This window comes from Luteipulveratus mongoliensis (assembly GCF_001190945.1).
In the GTDB taxonomy this organism is placed as follows: Bacteria; Actinomycetota; Actinomycetes; order Actinomycetales; family Dermatophilaceae; genus Luteipulveratus; species Luteipulveratus mongoliensis.
Genome location: NZ_CP011112.1, coordinates 2,628,876 through 2,648,490, shown reverse-complemented (window position 1 = coordinate 2,648,490; position 19,615 = coordinate 2,628,876). Strand labels below are relative to the sequence as shown.

Annotated in this window: 18 protein-coding genes and 1 riboswitch; of the genes, 12 read left to right on the top strand and 6 right to left on the bottom strand. The window is 68.0% G+C overall.

The features are described from left to right. Window positions 1–2 precede the first annotated feature (2 nt). The 12 genes from VV02_RS12660 (at window position 3) to VV02_RS12610 (ending at window position 11,090) form a co-directional block, all read left to right on the top strand. Window positions 3–899, top strand: a complete 897-nt coding sequence (locus VV02_RS12660; RefSeq protein ID WP_052591902.1) for a carbohydrate ABC transporter permease — start codon at window positions 3–5, stop codon at window positions 897–899. Beyond that, entirely contained in the window at window positions 896–1,720 is an 825-nt protein-coding gene (locus VV02_RS12655; RefSeq protein WP_052591896.1) for a carbohydrate ABC transporter permease, read from the top strand. Before VV02_RS12660 ends, VV02_RS12655 begins: the two co-directional genes overlap by 4 nt. Further along, on the top strand, window positions 1,717–3,297 hold the full coding sequence (locus tag VV02_RS12650; RefSeq protein WP_218917410.1) for a glycoside hydrolase family 3 protein: 1,581 nt from the start codon (window positions 1,717–1,719) through the stop codon (window positions 3,295–3,297). Before VV02_RS12655 ends, VV02_RS12650 begins: the two co-directional genes overlap by 4 nt. Before the next feature lie 68 nt (window positions 3,298–3,365). Continuing rightward, on the top strand, window positions 3,366–4,844 hold the full coding sequence (locus VV02_RS12645; protein WP_052591893.1) for an MFS transporter: 1,479 nt from the start codon (window positions 3,366–3,368) through the stop codon (window positions 4,842–4,844). Window positions 4,845–4,935: 91 nt separating this feature from the next. After that, window positions 4,936–5,049, top strand: a riboswitch (SAM riboswitch). 29 nt (window positions 5,050–5,078) lie between these two features. After that, window positions 5,079–5,174, top strand: a complete 96-nt coding sequence (locus tag VV02_RS27450; RefSeq protein ID WP_425412269.1) for a putative leader peptide — start codon at window positions 5,079–5,081, stop codon at window positions 5,172–5,174. A 115-nt stretch (window positions 5,175–5,289) separates the two neighbouring features. Next, window positions 5,290–6,264 carry an ABC transporter substrate-binding protein gene (locus VV02_RS12640; protein ID WP_052591892.1) on the top strand — a complete coding sequence of 325 codons (975 nt, stop codon included), beginning with the start codon at window positions 5,290–5,292 and terminating at the stop codon, window positions 6,262–6,264. 7 nt (window positions 6,265–6,271) lie between these two features. Further along, window positions 6,272–7,240, top strand: coding sequence for a GNAT family N-acetyltransferase (locus tag VV02_RS26025; protein ID WP_245633066.1), 969 nt, complete (start codon window positions 6,272–6,274; stop codon window positions 7,238–7,240). Window positions 7,241–7,267: 27 nt separating this feature from the next. Next, on the top strand, window positions 7,268–7,768 hold the full coding sequence (locus tag VV02_RS12630; RefSeq protein WP_052591889.1) for a cysteine dioxygenase: 501 nt from the start codon (window positions 7,268–7,270) through the stop codon (window positions 7,766–7,768). After that, on the top strand, window positions 7,765–8,169 hold the full coding sequence (locus tag VV02_RS12625; protein ID WP_218917409.1) for a rhodanese-like domain-containing protein: 405 nt from the start codon (window positions 7,765–7,767) through the stop codon (window positions 8,167–8,169). The genes VV02_RS12630 and VV02_RS12625 overlap by 4 nt, the downstream gene beginning before the upstream one ends. A gap of 41 nt (window positions 8,170–8,210) precedes the next feature. Continuing rightward, window positions 8,211–8,414 carry a hypothetical protein gene (locus tag VV02_RS12620; protein WP_052591886.1) on the top strand — a complete coding sequence of 68 codons (204 nt, stop codon included), beginning with the start codon at window positions 8,211–8,213 and terminating at the stop codon, window positions 8,412–8,414. Then, a complete protein-coding gene (locus VV02_RS12615) occupies window positions 8,411–8,914 on the top strand; it encodes a DUF6328 family protein (protein WP_052591881.1) in 504 nt (167 codons plus the stop codon). The genes VV02_RS12620 and VV02_RS12615 overlap by 4 nt, the downstream gene beginning before the upstream one ends. Window positions 8,915–9,278: 364 nt before the next feature. Continuing rightward, the gene (locus VV02_RS12610; RefSeq protein WP_052591879.1) at window positions 9,279–11,090 is read left to right on the top strand and encodes a glycosyltransferase family 39 protein; all 1,812 of its coding nucleotides are present in this window, start codon (window positions 9,279–9,281) and stop codon (window positions 11,088–11,090) included. Between the two features lie 10 nt (window positions 11,091–11,100). Here the strand turns inward: VV02_RS12610 and VV02_RS12605 are convergent, their stop codons facing one another. From VV02_RS12605 to VV02_RS12580, 6 genes are all read right to left on the bottom strand, one after another. Next, window positions 11,101–12,063, bottom strand: a complete 963-nt coding sequence (locus VV02_RS12605; protein ID WP_052591877.1) for a DUF3500 domain-containing protein — start codon at window positions 12,061–12,063, stop codon at window positions 11,101–11,103. Window positions 12,064–12,097: 34 nt separating this feature from the next. Beyond that, window positions 12,098–13,732 carry a fucose isomerase gene (locus VV02_RS12600; protein WP_052591874.1) on the bottom strand — a complete coding sequence of 545 codons (1,635 nt, stop codon included), beginning with the start codon at window positions 13,730–13,732 and terminating at the stop codon, window positions 12,098–12,100. After that, window positions 13,729–15,267 (bottom strand): FGGY-family carbohydrate kinase, encoded by a 1,539-nt coding sequence (locus VV02_RS12595; RefSeq protein WP_052591869.1) that lies wholly within the window; start codon window positions 15,265–15,267, stop codon window positions 13,729–13,731. Before VV02_RS12595 ends, VV02_RS12600 begins: the two co-directional genes overlap by 4 nt. 73 nt (window positions 15,268–15,340) lie before the next feature. Beyond that, window positions 15,341–17,812, bottom strand: coding sequence for a GH116 family glycosyl-hydrolase (locus tag VV02_RS12590; RefSeq protein WP_083450125.1), 2,472 nt, complete (start codon window positions 17,810–17,812; stop codon window positions 15,341–15,343). Next, complete coding sequence (locus VV02_RS12585; protein WP_052591867.1) at window positions 17,809–18,897, bottom strand: glycoside hydrolase family 172 protein; 1,089 nt, start codon at window positions 18,895–18,897, stop codon at window positions 17,809–17,811. The genes VV02_RS12590 and VV02_RS12585 overlap by 4 nt, the downstream gene beginning before the upstream one ends. Window positions 18,898–18,907: 10 nt before the next feature. Continuing rightward, window positions 18,908–19,612: a hypothetical protein gene (locus VV02_RS12580; protein ID WP_157063393.1), complete on the bottom strand. Its 705-nt coding sequence runs from the start codon at window positions 19,610–19,612 to the stop codon at window positions 18,908–18,910. Window positions 19,613–19,615 lie beyond the last annotated feature (3 nt).

Here is a 19,615-nt window from a genome sequence, read left to right as displayed (position 1 = left end):
CCTTGCCGTCATCCCGCTGGCGTCCGTGGCTGCTGCTGGCCGGACCGCTGCTGGTCATTGCCGGCCTGTTGCTCTACCCGATCGTCCGTGTCACCGTCCTGTCCTTCCAGCAGTACGGCTTGAAGGAGATCATCTCCGGCAAGCCCGAGTTCATCGGACTGGACAACTACCGCGAGGCCCTCTCGGGCTCGTACCTGTGGAAGACCGTGCTCCCCAACACGGTGGTCTTCGCGCTGGTCGCGGTGGCCGGGACGATCATCCTCGGCACACTCGTCGCGCTGCTGCTTCAGCAGCTCGGTCCCACGCTGCGGGCGCTGGTCATCGGATCAGCGCTCGTCGCGTGGGCGCTGCCGGCGGTGACCGGCACGTACGTCTGGGTCTGGGTCTTCGACCCCGACAGCGGGATCTTCCGCCGGACCCTGCAGTCCATCGGGCTGCTGGGTCCTGAGGGCACCAACTGGTTCCTGGACCGGATGTCGTTCTACGCGATCGCCGCCCTCAACGTGATCCACCACGGCTTCCCGTTCGTGGCGATCACCATCTTCGCCGGGCTCGCGACCGTGCCGGAGGAGCTGCACGAGGCGGCCAAGCTGGACGGTGCGAGCGCCTGGCGCCGCTTCTGGTCGGTGACGATGCCGTTGATGCGGCCCGTCTTTGCGGTCGTCACGATCCTGTCGACGATCTGGGACTTCAAGGTGTTCACGCAGATCTACCTGATGCCCGGTGGCGACGGGCAGAACCCGGAAGTCCTCAACCTCGGTGTCTGGTCCTACATCCAGGCCATCAACCGGACCGAGTACGGCTTCGGCTCGGCCATCGCGGTGCTGCTCACCCTGCTCCTGCTGGTGATCACGCTGTTCTATGTCAGAGCGATGTTCCGAGAGGATGAGCTGCGATGAGGCGGTCCTCCCCACTTGCGAAGCTCGGCAAGGGCGTCGCGGTCACCGCCCTGCTGGCGTTCACGCTGTTCCCGGTCTACTTCATGCTCAGCACCGCGTTCAACGAGCGGGCGGGCTCGGGCACGGACTCGCTGCTGCCCAAGCACTGGACGTTCGAGCACTTCACGCATGCCATGGGCGATGGCCACTTCGGCACCTACATGGTCAACTCCGCCATCGTCACCGTGGCGACCGTGGTGATCTCCTGCGCTCTCGCCCTCCTCGGCGCGGTTGCCATGGCGCGGTTCCAGTTCAAGCTGCGCACCACGATGCTGGTGATGATCCTGATCGTGCAGATGGTGCCTGCCGAGGCGCTGGTCATCCCGTTGTTCCTGCAGATGAAGGACCTCCGGATGCTCAACTCGCTCGCGGGGCTGAGCCTGGTCTACATCGCCTTCTCGCTGCCCTTCGCGATCTGGAACCTGCGCGGCTTCGTGGCGGCGGTCCCGGTCGAGCTCGAGGAGGCGGCCTACCTCGACGGGTGCTCGTGGTGGCAGATGTTCCGGCGGGTGCTGTTCCCGCTCGTGATCCCGGGTCTGATTGCGACGAGCGCCTTCTCGTTCGTGATGGCGTGGGAGGAGTTCCTGTTCGCGGTGACCTTCCTCAACAGCGACGCGCGGATGACAGTCGGCGCCGGCCTGCGGCAGTACTTCGGCCAGAACGTCAACGACTGGGGCGGACTCATGGCAGCCTCAACACTGGTCACGATCCCTGTCGTGGTGATCTTCGTGCTCGCCCAGCGTCGGCTCGGCGCAGGACTCGTGTCAGGAGCCGTCAAGTGAGCGAGGACGAGACGACGATGCCGGCCCGATGGAGCCTGCGACATCGGCCGGAGGAGGAGTCTCGTCAGGAGGACACCGACGACGTACGACGTCTCGCGCACCGGGTGCTCATGCCCGGGTTCTCCGGGACTCGCCTGCCGTCTTGGCTTTCACGGGCGATCCACGACGGGCTCGGCGGCATCTGCGTGTTCGGTCACAACGTGGAGTCCCCCACTCAGCTGCGGGCCATGACCGATGACGCGCACGGCCTGGGCCGGACGCTCGTCGCGATCGATGAGGAGGGCGGCATTGTCAGCCGCCTGGGCGCGCGCCAGGGCTCGGCGCATGTCGGCGCTGCCGCGCTCGGCGTGGTCGATGACGTAGATCTGACCGAGCAGGTGGCCCGATCGATCGCGTGCGACCTGCGCTACGCCGGCGTCGACATCGACCTGGCACCCGTCGTCGATGTGAGCAGCAACCCGGACAACCCGGTGATCGGTGTCCGCGCGTTCGGGGCCGACCCCGAGCATGTGGCGCGCCACAGCGCCGCGTTTGTGACCGGCCTGCAGTCGACCGGGATCGCCGCGTGCGCCAAGCACTTCCCGGGCCACGGCGACACCAACGTCGACTCGCACGCCGGGCTGCCGGTCATCGATGCCGACCTGAACACGTTGCGCACTCGCGAGCTGGTGCCCTTCCGCGCTGCGATCGAGGCCGGCACCCAGCTGATCATGACGGCACACATCGTGTTCCGAGCGCTGGACGAGCAGCCGGCCACGGTCAGTCCCAAGGTGATCGGTCTGCTGCGCGACGAGCTCGGGTTCGACGGCGTCATCACGTCGGACGCCATGGACATGCGGGCCGTGGCCGCCACCATCGGGATGGCGGAAGGCTCGGTCCAGGCGCTCATCGCCGGCGTCGACCTGATCGGGCTCGGCAACCCGGTCCTCAACACTCCCGAGGGCGACGACCAGGACACGTTCCGGTCGGCGCTCGAGGCGATCATCGCGGCGGTCCACGAGGGCCGTCTGGACATCGACCGGCTGCGCGAGGCCGCCGGACGGATCGACCGGCTCGATCGATGGGTGCGCGACCGTCGCAGTGGCGAAGTCCCCGAGCCGGACCCAACGGTCGACGCGCGAGCCGCGACCGAGAGTCTCCTGACCACCGGCGACGTCAGCGGTGCCCTCCAGGGTCCGGTGCGCATCATCGACATCCGTCGACTCCGCAACATCGCCAGCGGCAGCAACCTCAGCGTCATCACCCAAGCCCTGATGCGCCGGCTGCCGGAGAGCTCGGCCGCCCGCGCCTTCGACCAGGGACCGACGGTCGAGGGCCGAGCGGTCGACGGGCCCCGACGGCTAGTCCTCGGCGAAGACGAGCGAGCCGATGTCATCGTGACCGGCACACCTGGCATGGACCCGAGCGAGGCCAACGCCTTGGCTCACCTGCTCGCCACCTCACCCGACGCCATCGTGATCTGCACGGGTTGGGTGCCGGACACCGATGCTCTCCAGCCGGCACGACGCACGGTGCGCACGTTCGGCCACTCTCTCCCGACGGCCGAGGCTGTCGCGGACCTGCTCACGTCGCCCTGACGCAACGCTTCCGACGGTGAGTGCGGCTCACCGCTCGCATACATAGGCTATCTGTATAGTCAACTCGCGTGACCAGCCTCCGACAGCGCGCGTTCGTCCCGGCTCTCATCTTCATCGGGGCGGTGGTCTCGATCGTCTCCAGCCTCGGCGCGCCACTCATCCCACGCCTCGCCGACGAGCTGCACACCACAGTCGGCAACGCCCAATGGGCTCTGACCGCAACGGTGGTCGTTGCCGGCGTCGCTTCACCTCTGGTCGGACGGCTCGGCGACGGACGACACCGCAAGACCGTCATCGTGGTGTGCCAGAGCAGCGTGGTCATCGGAGGCGTCCTGGCCGCGCTGGCCACATCCCTTCCTCTCCTCATCTCCGGCCGCGCACTCCAAGGTCTCGGCCTGGCCCTCATGCCGCTCACCATGGCCGCCGCCCGCGAGCACCTGAGGCCTGACCACGCTGGGCGGGTCATCGCAACGCTCTCCGTCGTGGGAGCAGCAGGAGTGGGCCTCGGCTATCCGATCACCGGTCTCATCGCCGACCACGGCGGCGTGCACGCCGCCTACTGGGCGGGCACCGGCGTCAGCGCGCTGGCTCTCGCAGCCGCGATTTGGGCGATCCCGAGCCCCGAGTCGCGGGACTCCCATCAACGGATCGACTACACCGGAGCGGCCATCATCGGCGCGGGCCTGGTCGCGCTTCTGGTGTCTCTCGACAAGGCGGCCGCATGGGGCTGGGGGTCGGCACGGACGCTGGTCCTCCTGGTCAGCGGCATCGCTCTCCTCACGCTGTGGGTGGCCCACGAGCTGCGCACGTCCGAGCCTCTGGTCGACCTGCGGCTGGTCCGGCACCGAGCAGTCCTGACCGCCAACGTCAGCGGTCTGCTGCTCGGGGTCACGATGTACCTGTCGATGGTGACCATCACTCAGCTCGTCCAGCTGTCGACCTTCGGTTTTGGTGAGTCGGTCTTCGTCGCCGGCCTCACACTCGTACCCCTGTCCGTGCTGAGCGCGTCGGTCAGCCGGACGCTTCCAGCGCTCACCCGCCGATTCGGCCTCCGACCGATCATCCCGGCGGGAGCACTCTGTGTCGTCGTGGCGTCAGTGTTCTTCGGCTCGACGGCCTCGCACCTGTGGCAGGCATTCGTGACCATGGCGATCCTGGGTGTTGGGCTCGGCTACACGTTCGCCGCGATGCCCGGGCTGATCGTCTCTGCCGTGCCGCCGGAGGAGACCGGCAGCGCGATGGGCTTCTACCAGGTGTCTCGGTTCGTCGGGTTTGCGATCGGCAGCGGTCTGGCGGTGACCTTGCTGCAGGCCTTCGGGAGTGATGGCACTCCTACGCTGCACGCCTACCGCATGACCGCGTTCGTCGGAGCGGGCGTCGGCGTCCTCACAGCGGTGTGCGCCTGGCTGCTGCCCGGCTCGCCCACCGACGCCCTAGAGACGGATCGCGAGCTGACGGCGTACGAGCGCGAGGAAGCGTTGTTGGCCGCGGCCGGACTGGAGGACCGCGACGACCCCGGCCGCGCGCGTGCGGCAAGCCATCCATAACGTCTGATAACTCTATAAACTATCTTACGTTATGAGACGTGGTCCGCATGGGGTTGCCGGGCACCCGCGTGGGTCGTAGCGTCACGCGCAAGGTCTTGAGCTCCAGCGCACAGCCCCGGCTTGCTGGACAGCAACCCTCCTCCGCGGTGGGGTGCTCCGGGTGACGACCAGGTGAGTGCCGCCCGGCACCTCGCAAGCGCGGACCCTCGGGTCCAATGACCAGGGGAGATCGCGATGACGGAAGGACGAGGCCGCATGCCGCGGCGACGCCTGCACCGTCGGCGTCACGTCGACCTGCTGCGCGTGTCCTCCGCGCAGTGTTGTCACTGACCGCTCACCGTACGCGTCGCCTCGAGCCACGCGCCCAGGTCATCTCTGCTGACTGACGGGCTCACCCGTCACGCATTCAACGCGCGAACTCCGCTGACACTCAAGGACATTCACCATGCCCTCTTCGAAGTATGCCTCTGCCTTCCCGGCGGCTGCGGCCCTCCTGGCCACCACGGCCGTGGCCGGGTGCAGCGATCCGTCGAGCGCCGCGCCGCAGGACCGGGCGCAGCCTGCGATCAATGTCAGCGCCCAGCAGAAGCGGGTTGCGGTGACCAAGGACGCCACGGCCGCTGCCCTGCTGCCCGATCCTGTCCGCCGCAAGGGCGCCATCACCATCGCCGACACTGCCGGAGCGTCCGGCAGCCCTCCCCTGGCCTTCACCGCCGATGACAACAAGACACCGATCGGCGTCGAGGTCGACCTCGCCTACCTCGTCGCGGGCAAGCTCGGCCTTCGCCTCGACCTCGAGCACACCGGATTCGAGAACCTGTTCCTCGGGGTCGACTCCGGACGCTACGACGCCGTGCTCTCCAACGTCACCGTGACCGAGGAGCGCAAGGAGAAGTACGACTTCGCCACCTACCGTAAGGACGACGTCTCGTTCGAGGCGCGCAAGGGCGAGGGCTGGAAAGTCAGCAGTGGCAAGGACATTGCAGGCAAGACGATCGCGGTGGCGAGCGGCACCAACCAGGAGAAGATCCTCGTCGACTGGAACAGCGCGAACATCAAGGCCGGCCTCAAGCCGGCCAAGATCGTGTACTACCAGAACTCCTCGGACTACTACCTCGCACTGAGCTCGCGTCGCATCGATGCCTACTTCGGTCCGAGTCCGTCGGCGCGCTATCACGTCGCGACGTCAGGAAAGACCGAGGTCGTCGGCACGTTCTCGGGTGGCGGCAACCACGTGCAGGGACTCATCGCAGCACTCAGCAAGAAGGGGTCAGGCTTGGCGAAACCACTTGCAGCTGCTCTCAACTCGGCCATCGCCGACGGGAGCTACGGCAAGGTCCTGCAGCGCTGGCAGCTGAACAGCGAGGCCGTCAAGACCTCACAGATCAACCCACCTGGCCTGCCGAAGGCTCAGGGGTGATCTCGGCATGAGCACCTTCACCACCCTGGGACCGGCCGCGGCGACCCACCCGTCGACGGCCCAGCTCACCTACATCACACGGCGGCTCCAGGCACTGGGACACCGCGTCCGCGCCGCGCACGCCGACGTCTCGGACGTCGACATCTCGGACGGTCTCATCGTCGCCGCACTCGCCCGTTCGTTGATGGTCAACGCGGTCGACGCGCTCCGGAGCAGCCACGCTCGTGCCGTGCTCATCGTCGGAGGACACGACAAGGACATCGCTGAGACAGCCAGGCGACTCCAAGCATCATCCGAGCGACGGTCGGTCATCTTGACCGCGAATCCTGTTGCCGCCCAACAGATCTTGCCTTTCAACGACGGCGGATTCGTGCTGGCGAGCGCCGCGGCCACGTCGCTGCGCAACGACGTCGAACGCCTTCTCGCCCACGTGACCGGCGAGCAGCGGTCCACCGGTGGGACCAAGGCTCAGGATCCCGCGCCGATCGTGGCGCGCCGCGTGTCGTACGACGCTCCCGAGCTCGCCGAGCTGCTCGCCGACCTGCGAGTCGAGTACGCCACGAGGTACGCCCGGGACACCGCCAACACCACCCTCACCGAGGTCCCGCCGACCGACTTCGTCCAGCCGCACGGCACCTTCGTCGTGCTGGTCAGGAGCGGACGCACTCTCGCCGGTGGCGCGATCCGACGTCTGGACGCGAGTACCGCTGAGATCAAACGGGTTTGGACGACAAGTGAGGTACGGCGGCAAGGCTTCGGCCGACGGGTGATCGACGAGCTCGAGCTCGCGGCAAGCGATCTCGGATACACGCGGATCTTCCTGTCCACCGGGCCACGCCAGCCGGAGGCGCGCGCCCTGTATCTCGCCGCCGGCTACTCCCCCGGCTTCGACCTCGACGCAGCACCCGAGGCCATCGGCCGGCACGTGTTCACCAAGACCCTGCGCCAGACCTCATCCGCCCACGGCGCCGCATAGGCACCCTGCACACACCCAGGAGACGTCATGACCACCGCCACCACTCGTCGTACCGAACGCACCGACGGCACGGACAGCACCGACGCCAACGTCACCCGCTCCCACCTTCTGCTGACCCTTCGACTGTTTGCCGAGGACCCGGCACTGCTCGACCTGGTCGACCTCAACGCCACCGAGCGCCAGTGGCACCAGGTCGCCCAGACCTCTCAGATGCAGGTCTGGGCCATCTCCTGGCCACCTGGCACCAGCACCGGATGGCACGACCACGGCGGTGCCGTGGGCGCGTTCCGGGTGGTCCGTGGCGGACTCGAGGAGCACTTCTGGGCAGACGGCGACCACACCCGAAGCCTCGGTTCGGGAGACCTCCGCGTCTTCTCCGGCCAGCACATCCACGACGTCCGCAACGTCGGGCAGGTCCCCGCCCTGTCCGTCCACGCGTACTCCCCCAGCCTGGACACGATGACCCGGTACGCGCTCGTCGACGACCGGCTCACGGTCACCGAGGTGGACGAGGGCGCGCAGTGGTGACCGCCGAGGTCCACGACACCCGGGGCATCGACGCCGTCCTGGAGGACTCGCGCACCGAGCTGGACCGCGTGACGGTGCGCGAGGCGTACAACCAGCTCACTGATGGTGCGCTGCTCATCGACATCCGCCCGGTCGCCCAGCGACAGGAGGAGGGTGAGGTCGACGTGCCTGTCCTCTACATCGAGCGCAACGTGCTCGAGTGGCGCCTCGATCCGTGGAGTGAGGCGCGCATCCCGGAGGCGAGCCAGGACGCGCGGATCCTGGTGCTGTGCCAGGAGGGCTACGCCTCATCGCTCGCGGCGGAGTCGTTGCAGCGTGTCGGTCTGCCCGGGGCGACCGACGTGATCGGCGGCTTCCGTGCGTGGCGGGAGGCCGGGCTGCCCGTGGCAGAAGGTCGCTGAGCGTCCAGGGGCCGACCGCGCTGAAGCGGCATGATGGTCGGATGAGCACACCGTCGCCGGAGTCAACGGATGTCGCCCGGCTACGCCGCTGGACCGACTTCGGCGGGCAGTGGCGGGTGATCGAGCAGGGCTCTGGCACCGCCACCGTGTCCCTGTGCCGGTGCGACGGACCAGAGGTCGAGCGGTTCGTCACCGAGGATGCGGCCGCCCTGGCCTACCTGAGCGCAGAGGCGGACGACTCATGACGGACGAGGACGGTCGCGACGAGTCTCCCGCCGAACGCCTGGACCGCCACTGGGGAGAGCTGCTGCAGGAGCTGCGCGTCGCGCAGACCGGCGTGCAGATCTTGACCGGGTTCTTGCTGATCCTGCCGTTCCAGCAGCGCTTCGCGAGCATGGACGACGGCGAACGCACGCTCTATCTCAGCGCTTTCGTCCTGGCGCTCCTCACCACCGCGCTCATCGTCGCGCCGGTCAGCATGCATCGGGTGATGTTCCGCCGAAGGGTGCGGGATGACCTCGTCGAGGCATCCAACGTGCTGGCCAAGGCCGGCCTGGCAACTCTCGCACTCGCCATGATTGCCGTCGCCGCCCTGATCTTCGATGTCGTGCTCGGGTCCCCGGCCGGCATCATCGCGGGCATCGGCGCGGCTCTCGTCTTTGCCGGCTTCTGGTGGGGCCTCCCGGTGCTCATCCGGTCACGCGCACGCCAGCACCAGGACTACGGCCCCGACGAGCTGCCCTGAGGGCATCGCGACCGAAGTTTCCGCAACCGGAAATTGCCGCCGGCACGAATTCTCAGCAGCCCCGGAATATCAACAAATCTGACGCTCGACGGATCCGGCTACAGATCCGACACACGAGCGATTTCGATCCCTGGAACACGCCCGTAAAAGACTGATCCGCATTCCAGAGGTACGTTGAACAACACACCACGCAAAGGCAGTGATGGTGTCTGGGGCACGGGGGCCGACGGGGGTCGGCGCACTTTGACGCGCGCCAGCAGTGGTCCGCTCTTGGGCGGAATTGACAGGGGTGTCAACGGTGCTGGGTACATTTGGCGAGCCATCAAACGCTCGACAGCGCTATGCGGCTGCAGTGTCATTTCTTTTGCTGCTCAGCGTTTCGATCAACTTCTACAACCTCTCGGCCAATAGATGGGGCAACGCGTTCTACAGCGGCGCCGCACAGGCGGGAAGCCAGAGCTGGCGCGCGTGGTTGTTCGGGAGCAGCGACCCGCACAGCGCAATCTCCGTCGACAAGATCCCGGCGGCCCTGTGGATCGACGGGCTGTCTGTCCGGGTCTTCGGAGAGAACTCTTTCGCGATGTTCATGCCGCAGGCGGTCATGGGCGCCGCGTGCGTCCTGCTCGTCTTCGCCATTGTCACGCGCGGCGTCGGCATCGTCGGTGGCGTAGCGGCGGGGCTCACTCTCGCGATCACACCCGTTGCGGCTGAGATGTTTCGGTTCAACAATCCAGACGCACTGCTGACCCTGCTGATGACGGCCTCGATCTGGGCAACGCTGCGCGCTATCGAGCGTGAGCAGGCGCGATGGTTGATCTTCGCGGGAGCACTGACGGGGACTGCGTTTCTCGCCAAGATGCTGCAGGGCGTGATGCTCGCTCCGATTCTGGCCGGTCTATACCTCCTGGTGAGTCCGCTCGCCCTCCGACAGCGCTTCGTGCATCTGGCTGCGGCTGGCGCGGCCATGGTTGCGGCGTCTGGGTGGTACCTCCTCCTGGTCGAGCTCACGCCGTCGCGCCACCGTCCGTTCGTCAGCAGCACCTTGGACAACTCCATCGTCAGTCTGGCTCTCGGCTACAACGGACTCGGCCGACTGACCGGTGAAGAGATCCCGTCCTGGCTGGCCGGCGATGCCGAGGTCGGCGCCGTCCGACCGGACAACGGTCCGACCCGCTTGATGTCAGGCGAGATCGCCTCGCAGATCTCCTGGCTGATCCCCAGCGCGATCGTTCTCGGGCTGCTCGGTCTCGCCCTCACGTCGCGACGCCCGCGCACGGATCTGCTCCGCGCGCAGCTCCTCGCCTGGGGTGGTTGGCTCGTCGTGGTCGGCGGGACGTTCTCGATGATGAAAGGAATCGTGCACGCGTACTACACGGTCGCGCTCGCGCCCGCGGTTGCCGGGTTGTTCGGTGTCGGCGCCGGCATCGTGTGGCGAAATCATCGTCGGCGTGCGGTGCTGGCCGGTGGAGCGCTCGCGGTGCTGGTCGGAGCCGCGTGGTCGGTTGCCCTGCTTCGGCGAGTGCACTCCTTTCATCCCCAGCTGAAGTACGTCGTGGTGGCGTGTGCCGTCGCGGCCGTCCTGGCCCTTGCTCGACATGCGTACGACCGCGCTCGGACTTCGGGGGTCATCGCCATGGTGCTCGCGTTGGTAGCCCTCAGCGCGGGTCCGGCGGCCTTCACGGCATACACGATCAAGCGCCCGACCCAAGGCCCCATCCCCGTCGCCGGGCCTCCCATGGATGGCGGCTTCAACCGCCGTGCCCCCATGTGGCCACGCCCAGGTCATGGATTCCATGGGCCTGTCGAAGCAGCAGTGGTCAGCCCGCCACTTCGACGGGCGGTTGAGGCAAGCCCCGCCCGGTGGCCCGTCGCGATCATCGGTGCCACGCGCGCGGCGCTCTTCCAGCTCGGCACGGACCGCGCGGTACTACCGATCGGTGGCTACTCCGGTCTGGATCCGTACCCCACGGTGCGTCAGTTCCAAGAGATGGCTTCTGACGGACGGGTGAGGTGGCTCTACACATCACCCGGTCCCGCGGCCGTCGGACTGAAGTCTCCGCGCTCGCAGGCGTACCTCATCTACGCCTGGGTGCAGAGCAGCTGTCCGGTCGCGACCATCGACACGACACCGTTCTTCGACCTGTCGAGATGCCGCGCGGAGTCACTCCACAGGTAGCCCGACGACATCAGTGGTCGGTGGCGCGATGCTGACGGAGGAGGTCCTCGCCCCAGTCGAACGCCGCGTCGCGCCACACCGAGTGGGCGTGGTTGGCATCGTCCTGCGTGTTGTCGTACTCGATCAGGAACGTCGGGCCGCGCAGGCAGTAGTAGCGACCCACGCCGGGCTCGACCGCACCGGCCCAGGCGAACGTGATGCGATCCAGATCGGCGTCCACGGCTGCACTCCACGCCGCGCTCGCCCGGGCCTGCGGCGCGCGACGGAAGTAGCGGTGCACGAGCGCATCGAGCTGCGCCTGCTGGTCAGTGGTCATGTCACCGCGGGCGAGACCGGCGGGCAGGACCGACGGCTCGGCGACCGGGTCGTTGCCCGTGAGGATGTCGTCCGGCGCCCGGTCGCCTGCAACGGCGTGAGCGCGGCGGTCCGGCTCGAACGCGTCCAGCAGGTCGCGCGCCATGTCCTCCTCCGGGCCGAGCATCCGGCGACCTGGCCACCGGCTGTCATCCGGGAGGACGGCCGGCTCTGAGCCGATGAAGTGCGGAGTCACCGTGCACTCTCCGCCGGCGACGAAGACGTGCACCGCCAGGTGGTGCCCGTTGATCCGCCAGCCCCACGGCTCCTGCCCCGGGCGCCCGATCAGCCTGAGCCAGTAGCGATCCGAGCCCGCCGGTGGCTCGACTCCCCCGACAATCGTCCGGCGGACGCGCTCGACCTCGATCGCTCCGAGCGCGAGATCGGCTCCGTCCGGGGACTCCGATGCCGCCACGAGGTCGAGCGCGATCGCCTCCTGCTCCGCAGTCAGATCGGCCAGTGGTACGCCGGGCCGGTCACCCGGCAAGTAGCGCCACTCGCGCAGCTGAGGGTCATCGAGACTCGTGCGAATGCGCCCCTCCTGCTCGGGCGTGAGAGTCGCCTCGAGCTGCTTGGCGAGATCGGTCATTCGCTGAACGGCGTTGTCGCGATGAGACATTCGGGACTCCTTGTCGGCCTCCCACCGACACTAGCTAGATCTTGACCTCGCCGCAGAGGTGGACCTGAAGTCCTAGCTCTGCGAAGAACGCCGCCTTCGCCGTGATCGCCTTGTCTGCCGTCGCCGCATCGGGCGCGTAGACGACGCTGAGGTGGTTGGCCTTGTGCCGCGCCATCAGCTGGTCGCGCCCCACGCCGTGCAGCACCGCGTGCATGATCGGCCACTGCGGATTGGTCGCATCGAGACGACGCTGCGTCTCCTCGGCCGGCAGCTCGATGGCCGAGCCGCGCCCGAGGTCGACGTGCAGCACGCCGTCCATGATGAAGACGCGGGACCAGACGATCTCGCCCGGCTTCGAGACACCGCTGAGGGTGCCGCCGCCGAGCGGGAAGAACATCGGGGGCTGTCGCATGGAGTACGACTTGTCGTAGCCGCCGTTGTGCGCGGCGGGCACGGATCCGGAGATCTCCATGACCCAGACGAACTGGTCGTCGTAGTCCTCGCCCCACCGGATGTCGTGCAGCGTCGTCGCCGGGTCCAGCCCCATCGCGGTCCAGATGCGGTTGGTGGTTAGGGCGTCGACAGCCACGCCCCAGTCGACCTCGTTGAAGTGCGGCAGCGGAGCGCCGGCGTACAGCTCGTGCGAGCCGTCCCGGCTGAGTACGGGCGGGCGCTCGACGTTGTTGAGCAGACCCTCGGCGAGGTCGCTCGCAGGCACGGTGTCCTTGAGACCCTGCTGGTACTGGATCCCGACAGCGTCGAGGCCGAAGTCGTCAGCGATGCGCAGGGCCGCGATGTACATGCGGTACTGGCTCATCAGCTGCGCCAGCGTCAGCTCGGTCGCCTCGTCCTCACCGAGATGGAAGGTCATGCCGGCGTCGAGCAGCCACTGGTGGACGGCCTGTGCCTCCTCGTCGGTCACCTTCTTCATCTCCGCGACAAGTGCGCTCTGGGAGAGCCGCTCCTTGTAGATGCCCAGCGGGTTGATCAGCTCGTCGTCGAAGATCGCGTTGTACATCCCCATGCAGCCCTCGTCGAACACTCCGGCGATGGCCTTCTCGGTCCGCAGCTGGCCCGCGAGCGCACGACCGAGCTGCGTCTCTGCGTTGTCTGGCAGCTGAGGCAGGTCCCGCACGTGGCTCAGGTCGTGCTCGAGCTCGCCGGTCTCCAACCAGGTCTTCAAGCCGTCGATCGCCCACTGGTCAGTGAAGTCCTTGCTCCAGAGCGAGGAGTACTTCACACCCGCCTTGGTGAGACTGCCCGAGAGTCCGAGCAGGCCCACCAGGCCTGGGAACTCACCCTCCCAGTTGGCGACCAGCAGAATCGGTCCCTGGTGGTCGCGCAGGCCCGCGAGGACGTGGTGGGAGTACTGCCAGACGCCCTCGACGACGACGAGCGGAACGTCCTTCGGGATCTTCTTGAACACCTCGATGCCGGCGCGCTGACTGTCGATGAAGCCGTGCTTCTTGACCTCGTCGGGCTCGTGACCACGCTGGACCTTCCAGCCGAGCTGCTCGACCGCCGTACGCAGGTCGGACTCCAGCTTCTGCTGCACCGGCCAGCAGGTCTCGTTGGCCGCAGGGCGAAGGTCGCCGCTCGCGACGGTCCAGACGACCCCTGGCTCGGACTGCACCGGCTCGCGCAGCTCCGGAAGTGTGTAGGTCGTCATGACGTGGCTCCTTCGTGGGTCGAGTCTTGTTTATTCGCAACGTTTTTCGCGTCATCGCCGGTGCGTTGCGCATCGGCCAGTGCGTGTACGACGGAGGCGGACCCGGCGTACAGCTCGCGGTACTGGTGGTAGGCCAGGTCGTAGGTCTCAGCGTGAGCCGGGTTGGGCGTACACCGACCGACGGGCGGGTTCCAGGTGGCGATGTCTGCATCGCCGACCGACTGTGCGGCGAGCAGGGCGGCGCCATAGCTCGCCCCGATCGTCTGGCTCGGGATCACCTGCTCGCGACCAGTGATGTCGGAGACCACCTGCGGCCACAGATCGCCCTGGGTGCCACCGCCGACAGCGACGACCCGGCGGATGTCCCCACCGGCCTCGACCATCGTCTCGATGTTGTGGCGCACGCCGAACCCAGTGGCCTCCAACGCAGCTCGGTAGAGGTCGCCCCTCGTGTGGGAGACGGTGAGGCCGGCGATCACACCCCGTGCGTCCGGGTCCATGATCGGCGTCCGCTCCCCCGCGAAGTACGGCAGCATGAGCAAGCCCTTCGCACCCGCACCCGAGTCCTGAGCCTCACGCAGAAGGTCCGGGTAGGACGGAGAGCCGAAGATCTCCCGCAGCCAACCGGTCACTGCTCCCGTCGTGGCCATGCCTCCAGCGAGGCTCCGGGTGCCGGCCAGCGCACCGACCGGGCCCCACAGCGACTCCTGCGTGACGCGCTCGGCAACGGTGTTGACCAGGAACATCGTGGTGCCGTACATCAGCATGAGGTCGCCGACGCCATGCGCTCCGACGCTGAGCGCCTCGGACCACGCGTCGATCGTGCCGGTGATGACGGGAATCCCCTGCGGCAGACCCGTGCTCGCCGCCGCGTCGGCAGTGACCTGGCCGGCGACGTCGTTGGCCCACTGCAGTGGGGGCTGCTCGAGGTCGCCGGCGATATCGTCCCACCAAGGCTCGATCCACGCCTGGTCGTCGACGTCGTACAGCGGAGTGCACTGGCTCGCCGAGTGGTGGTCGAGCACGTACGCACCGGTCAGGTGTCGTGCGAGCCACGAGCTGGGCATGTAGAGACGACGCGCCCGTGCGTACGCGTCCGGCTCGGTCTCAGCGACCCACGCGACTTTGGCTCCGGCCGCCTGGCTCGACAACGCGGAGCCGCACCGCCGCATGATCTCGGCGCTGCCGAGCTCGCGGTCCAGCCGCTCGATCTGAGCGCCGGCACGGGTGTCGACGCCGTAGAGGATCGCCGGCCGCACCGGGACATCGTGCTCATCGGCGAGCAGGACACAGGGCCCCATGCCGCTGACCCCCACAGCGACCACTGGCGGCGCGTCGTCATCGACGAGCTCACGTGCGATCGAGACGAACTCGTCCCACCAGACCTCGCCGTCCATCTCGACCCAGCCGGCGCGCGGCCTCTGGACCGGGTGCTCGCGCTGAGCCGACCGCAGCACGCGCCCGTCCATGCCGACCAGCACGCCCTTGCTGCTCGACGTGCCGATATCCACCCCGAGGACGGCGGTGGATGGCATGGCCGCCAGATTGCCAGTAATCGATTTCACCGTCAAGACGTGCCTCCCCTCAGATCGTGTATTCCCTTACTAGTCAGGCAGATTGGCCGGCCAGGCGTTCGCGTACGACGACACGCCAGCTCGCGTCGCCCGACACCGGTTCGTACGTCGCTTCATGGTCTCCCTCCCCCTGCCGAACAACGACGTGCCCGAACTCGCCACCGACCACAACCGGCCACCGACCCACCACCGGATCGGCGGTGATGGTGTCGGTCACCTGATCGACCACCGCACCGGCCCAGCCGTGCACGAGCCCGAACGACGCCATGGACCGGACGTAGTGGTTGCCGCACTCGACCTCGTTGAACGGGTTGCGCGTTCGTCCGGTGTAGCGCCCGCGGACGTCGCGCACGACCGTCTCGGCCCGCTCCCGGTCGCCTTGCAGGGCAAGCCCGACGGCAGCGGAGTACTCGAGCCCGGTCCAGACCTCGTTGCAGTACGGGAAAGGACGCTCGGGCCGGTCGCCGCGTGGGAACGTGCCGTTGAGCAGGCCACGGTCGGCGCCGAGCGCAAAGCTGCGCAGGTGGTTGAAGTGGGACCGGAACTCCTCGCGGCGGTTGTGCTCCCACACCTGGTCCAGGGCCGACCTGGTGTGCGCGGCGTCCAGTCCGGTGTCGAGCCCGCCCAGCTGCGCCATGGTGTGCCCGACGAGCTGGTCGCTGGTGCAGCCGGAGCCGATCTGCAGGTCGGGGCGCTCGAGGTCGTCCGAGCCCACGTCCGGGTTGTCGCCCGCGTAGCGGATCCGCAGGCCCTCGGCGATGCGGTCCTCGGATCCCGCAGGCATGACCACCTGCTGGTAGTAGTCACCGTTGAACACCGTGGCGTCCGTGGCGGCGGCACCGCGGCGCAGCACGTCGGCGCAGGTCCCAGCGAACTCGGTGTCCCCGAGCGCCTCGGCCATCGCGACACAGGCTGCGAGCGCACCGAGGTACCAGGACTGGTTGACGCCGCTCGGCCCGTAGTACTCGACGTCCATCGTGTTGTGCTGGCAGCCCTCCATCAGGCCGTCCTGGTCGGCGTCCCATCCAAGCGGTATCCACGCGAACTCCATCGCCCGCCGAGCCGACGCCCACAGCTCGCGAAGTCGCTCGTCGTCGCCGGTCAGCAGCCACGTGCGATGCAGTCGGACCAGGGCTCCCATCTGCCCGTCCGCGGCGCCGACCCGCCAGGCGTTGCCCTGCGTCTTCAGCGGCAGACCGATCCGAAAGCTCATCATCCCGCGCTCGTCGAGCGCGTCGACCAGCTCGGTTGTACGCATCGTCCAGGCGAGATCCGGGAACAGCTGCTCCAAGGCGTACTGGTAGTTCCAGACGTGCGTGCAGCTGCCGTGGCAGCTGCCGTGGTCGAGGTTGCCGCCCTCCCACGCGAGGAACGTGCCGTCCTCGATCCGGAAGCAGGTCGGCGACTTCAGCACGGCGACGTTGGACAGGGCCGCGTCCACGACAGCACCCGGCAGGTCGGACTCGGTGAGCGTGCGGACGTAGCGCAGCGTCGCGTCCTCGAGCTCAGGCAGACGAGCGACGAGGTCGCGTACGACGGCCGCGGCGTCGGCGTACCGCGTCGCGTAGTGGTTGCCGACGACGTCGGTGCTGTAGCCGTAGTCGGGCGGGCCCTGGAACTGGTGCGACCAGCCGCGGCGGTTCGGGATGTGCCACGCGATCACGAAGGTGAAGTCGCGGGACTCCCCCGCCGGGATGTCGTGCGCGACCACCAGCGATGCGGTCGGGACTCGCGCTCCGTCGTCGGGCTCCTCGACCTGGCCGTCGTCGCTGAAGTCGTCCCAGAAGTCCAGCAGTGAGTCGCCCCACGATCGCCGGGCCCATGTCGTACGCGTACTGCTCGCGGCGTCCGTGGACGCGATCGCGAGCGTGCCCCAGGACTCGCTGTCCGGATCGACCTGGGTGGACCGGCCGACGAGCATCGAGCCGACGCCTCCGTCCACCGCCTCGAAGACGTTGCCGTCCGGCAGCGACTTGCCAGGGCGGTAGCCGCCCACATGCTGCAGGTTGCCGCAGATGCTCACCGACAGCTGTTCTTGCGTCGGGTTGTGCACCCGCGCTCGGTAGACGAGGGCCGGCAGGCCGCTGGCGTCGGCATCACCTGGCACCAACGGGTTGAAGACCTGCAAGGTCGCCGTGACCGGCAGCGTGGGATCGCTCAGCTGCACCTGCCCGAGCGGGTACGCCGACGCGAACCGCGCGTTCTCGAAGCGCGGCAGCCCATGGCCCGGTGACGGACTGCCCTGGTGGCCGTCGTACTCCGCCGGCAGCAGCGCGCCCTCCAGCGCTCGGGTGTGCGCCCCGCCGGCTCCGCTGACGTGGATCGCGAAGAAGGAGTCCGGGTTGTGCCCCTTGGCCGGTCGGTTGAACAGCTCCCAGTCGATCAGCTGACCACGCCCGCCCAGGCTGATGCACCCGGTCCCGATACCGCCCACCGGCATCGCGATCCGCGTCAGGTCGTTTCCGGTGCGCTCCCAGACGACCGGCCAGGGCTGGGCGTCTTTCAAGTCAGCGGCTCCATCGGTTCGCCGGCCAGCTCGAGATCGTCCGCCGACGGGAAGTCAGGACGTGCGGCCGTGGTGCGGTCGAGGTAGAAGAACGCGGTCGACGCGATGTCGTCGTGCAGCAGCTGGTAGCGGTGCCGCGAACGCCAGCCGAGCGCCTGGATGTCGACCGTGAGGTCCTGGTGGAAGTGGATCGGGTCGAGCACGTGCCAGCGATACATACCGAAGCGCTGCTGCGAGTGGTAGAGCCCGTCCGGACGGATCACCTGGGGCATACCGAGGTAGGGCGTGCTGAACTCGGTGTAGCCCTGACCGGGCACGTCGAAGTTCCACGCGCCGCCGAAGTAGTCCTCGGTGCCCGTGCCACAGATGGTCGGGAACGCGCCGTCCGACTGATCGCGGTCGCCGTCGAGATAGAACTTGATCTCGCCCTCACCCCACCAGCCCGGGCTGTTGACGCCCCACGCCATGTAGGTTCCGACGTAGTGGCCCTTGCCCTCGACGCCGGTGACGATCGGGTGAGTTTCCTTGTCCGGCAATGGGTTCGAGCGACGGAACTGCGTGTGCAGGTAGCCCGAGCCCTCGACGTCGCCGCCGATCTCGTACGTCACCTGGTAGTAGACCGTGGCCTGCTCGGGCGACAGGTTCTCGATCGTCAGGCGGGCACCCTTCTGAAAGGGCATCGGCCAGTAGGAGTTGAAACCGCCGTTGGGGTTGGCCGCGACCATCGAGGACGTGACCTGCGAGAACCGACCCCACCCGTTGGCGAAGAAGTCGCCGAGCGGCACCTCGATCGCCGGCTGGTCCGAGCCGTCCCAGTACGCCCGCAGCACCAGCGTGCGCCAGTTGTTGCGATGGGTGGTCAGCCAGATGTGCGTGATCTTGCCGGGCTCGTCGATGGCGGCCATGTCGTACGTCGCGTGCCCGGCGATGTCGACGCTGGGCGAGACCTTCCAGCCACGCCCGAGATCGACCGCGCAGTCCTTGCCGGTGCCCTCGGTGGCGCGACCACCGCCGCCCTTCGCGCCGTCGAAGTTCTCCGGCGAGATGGAGCGGGTCTGGACGTCGCGAAGTCGGGCCAGATCCATCGGTTGACGGTCAAGCTGCACGAGTGATCCTCTCGGGTGTGGTTTGGCTCGGAGACTCCGAGTTCTCTTGAATATCAAGGTCATTCGCGCCCATCTCGAGCGCAGACGTCCAGAATGCGGCGCCCAGGACGAGCGCTGCGGGTGCGGGCACGAGCAGGAGCAAGGAGGCGGTCAACGAGGTCGAGGCCCACACGCCGAGTACGACCAGCACGGGACCCGCCACGAACCGCACCGGCCAGCGGGACACCAGGTGGAAGGCCGTCAACCACAGCCGCGTGCCACGCAGGTGGGGCCGGGCGATGCCCAGCGGGAGGGCAGCCACTCCACCGAGCAGGAGCAGCACGGTCACGGCCCCGCTGACGGCCACCGGAGCCAGTGCGACGACGCTGCCGCTCAGGTGCCAGGCGCGGAGCGCGACCACGAGCAGTGCGGCTGCCACGGCAGGAGGCGTACTGACGACCACGCCGAAGACGGCGAACCGGCGTACGGAATGGACCCACTGGCGCACGGAGGTGTCGTCCTCGATCACGATCTGGTGGACACACGCCACCAGCCCAGCGGCCCACGGCCCGAGGAGCAGAGCGGCCAGGAGCACGGAGACCGGTGTGACACCAGGCGCGAGCGCGACCGTCAGGCCTGCGGACAGGCAGATCGCGACGCTCGCGCACAGCAGAGTCGGCAGGTGCGGCCACCAGCCGCGCAACGTGCGACTCATGAC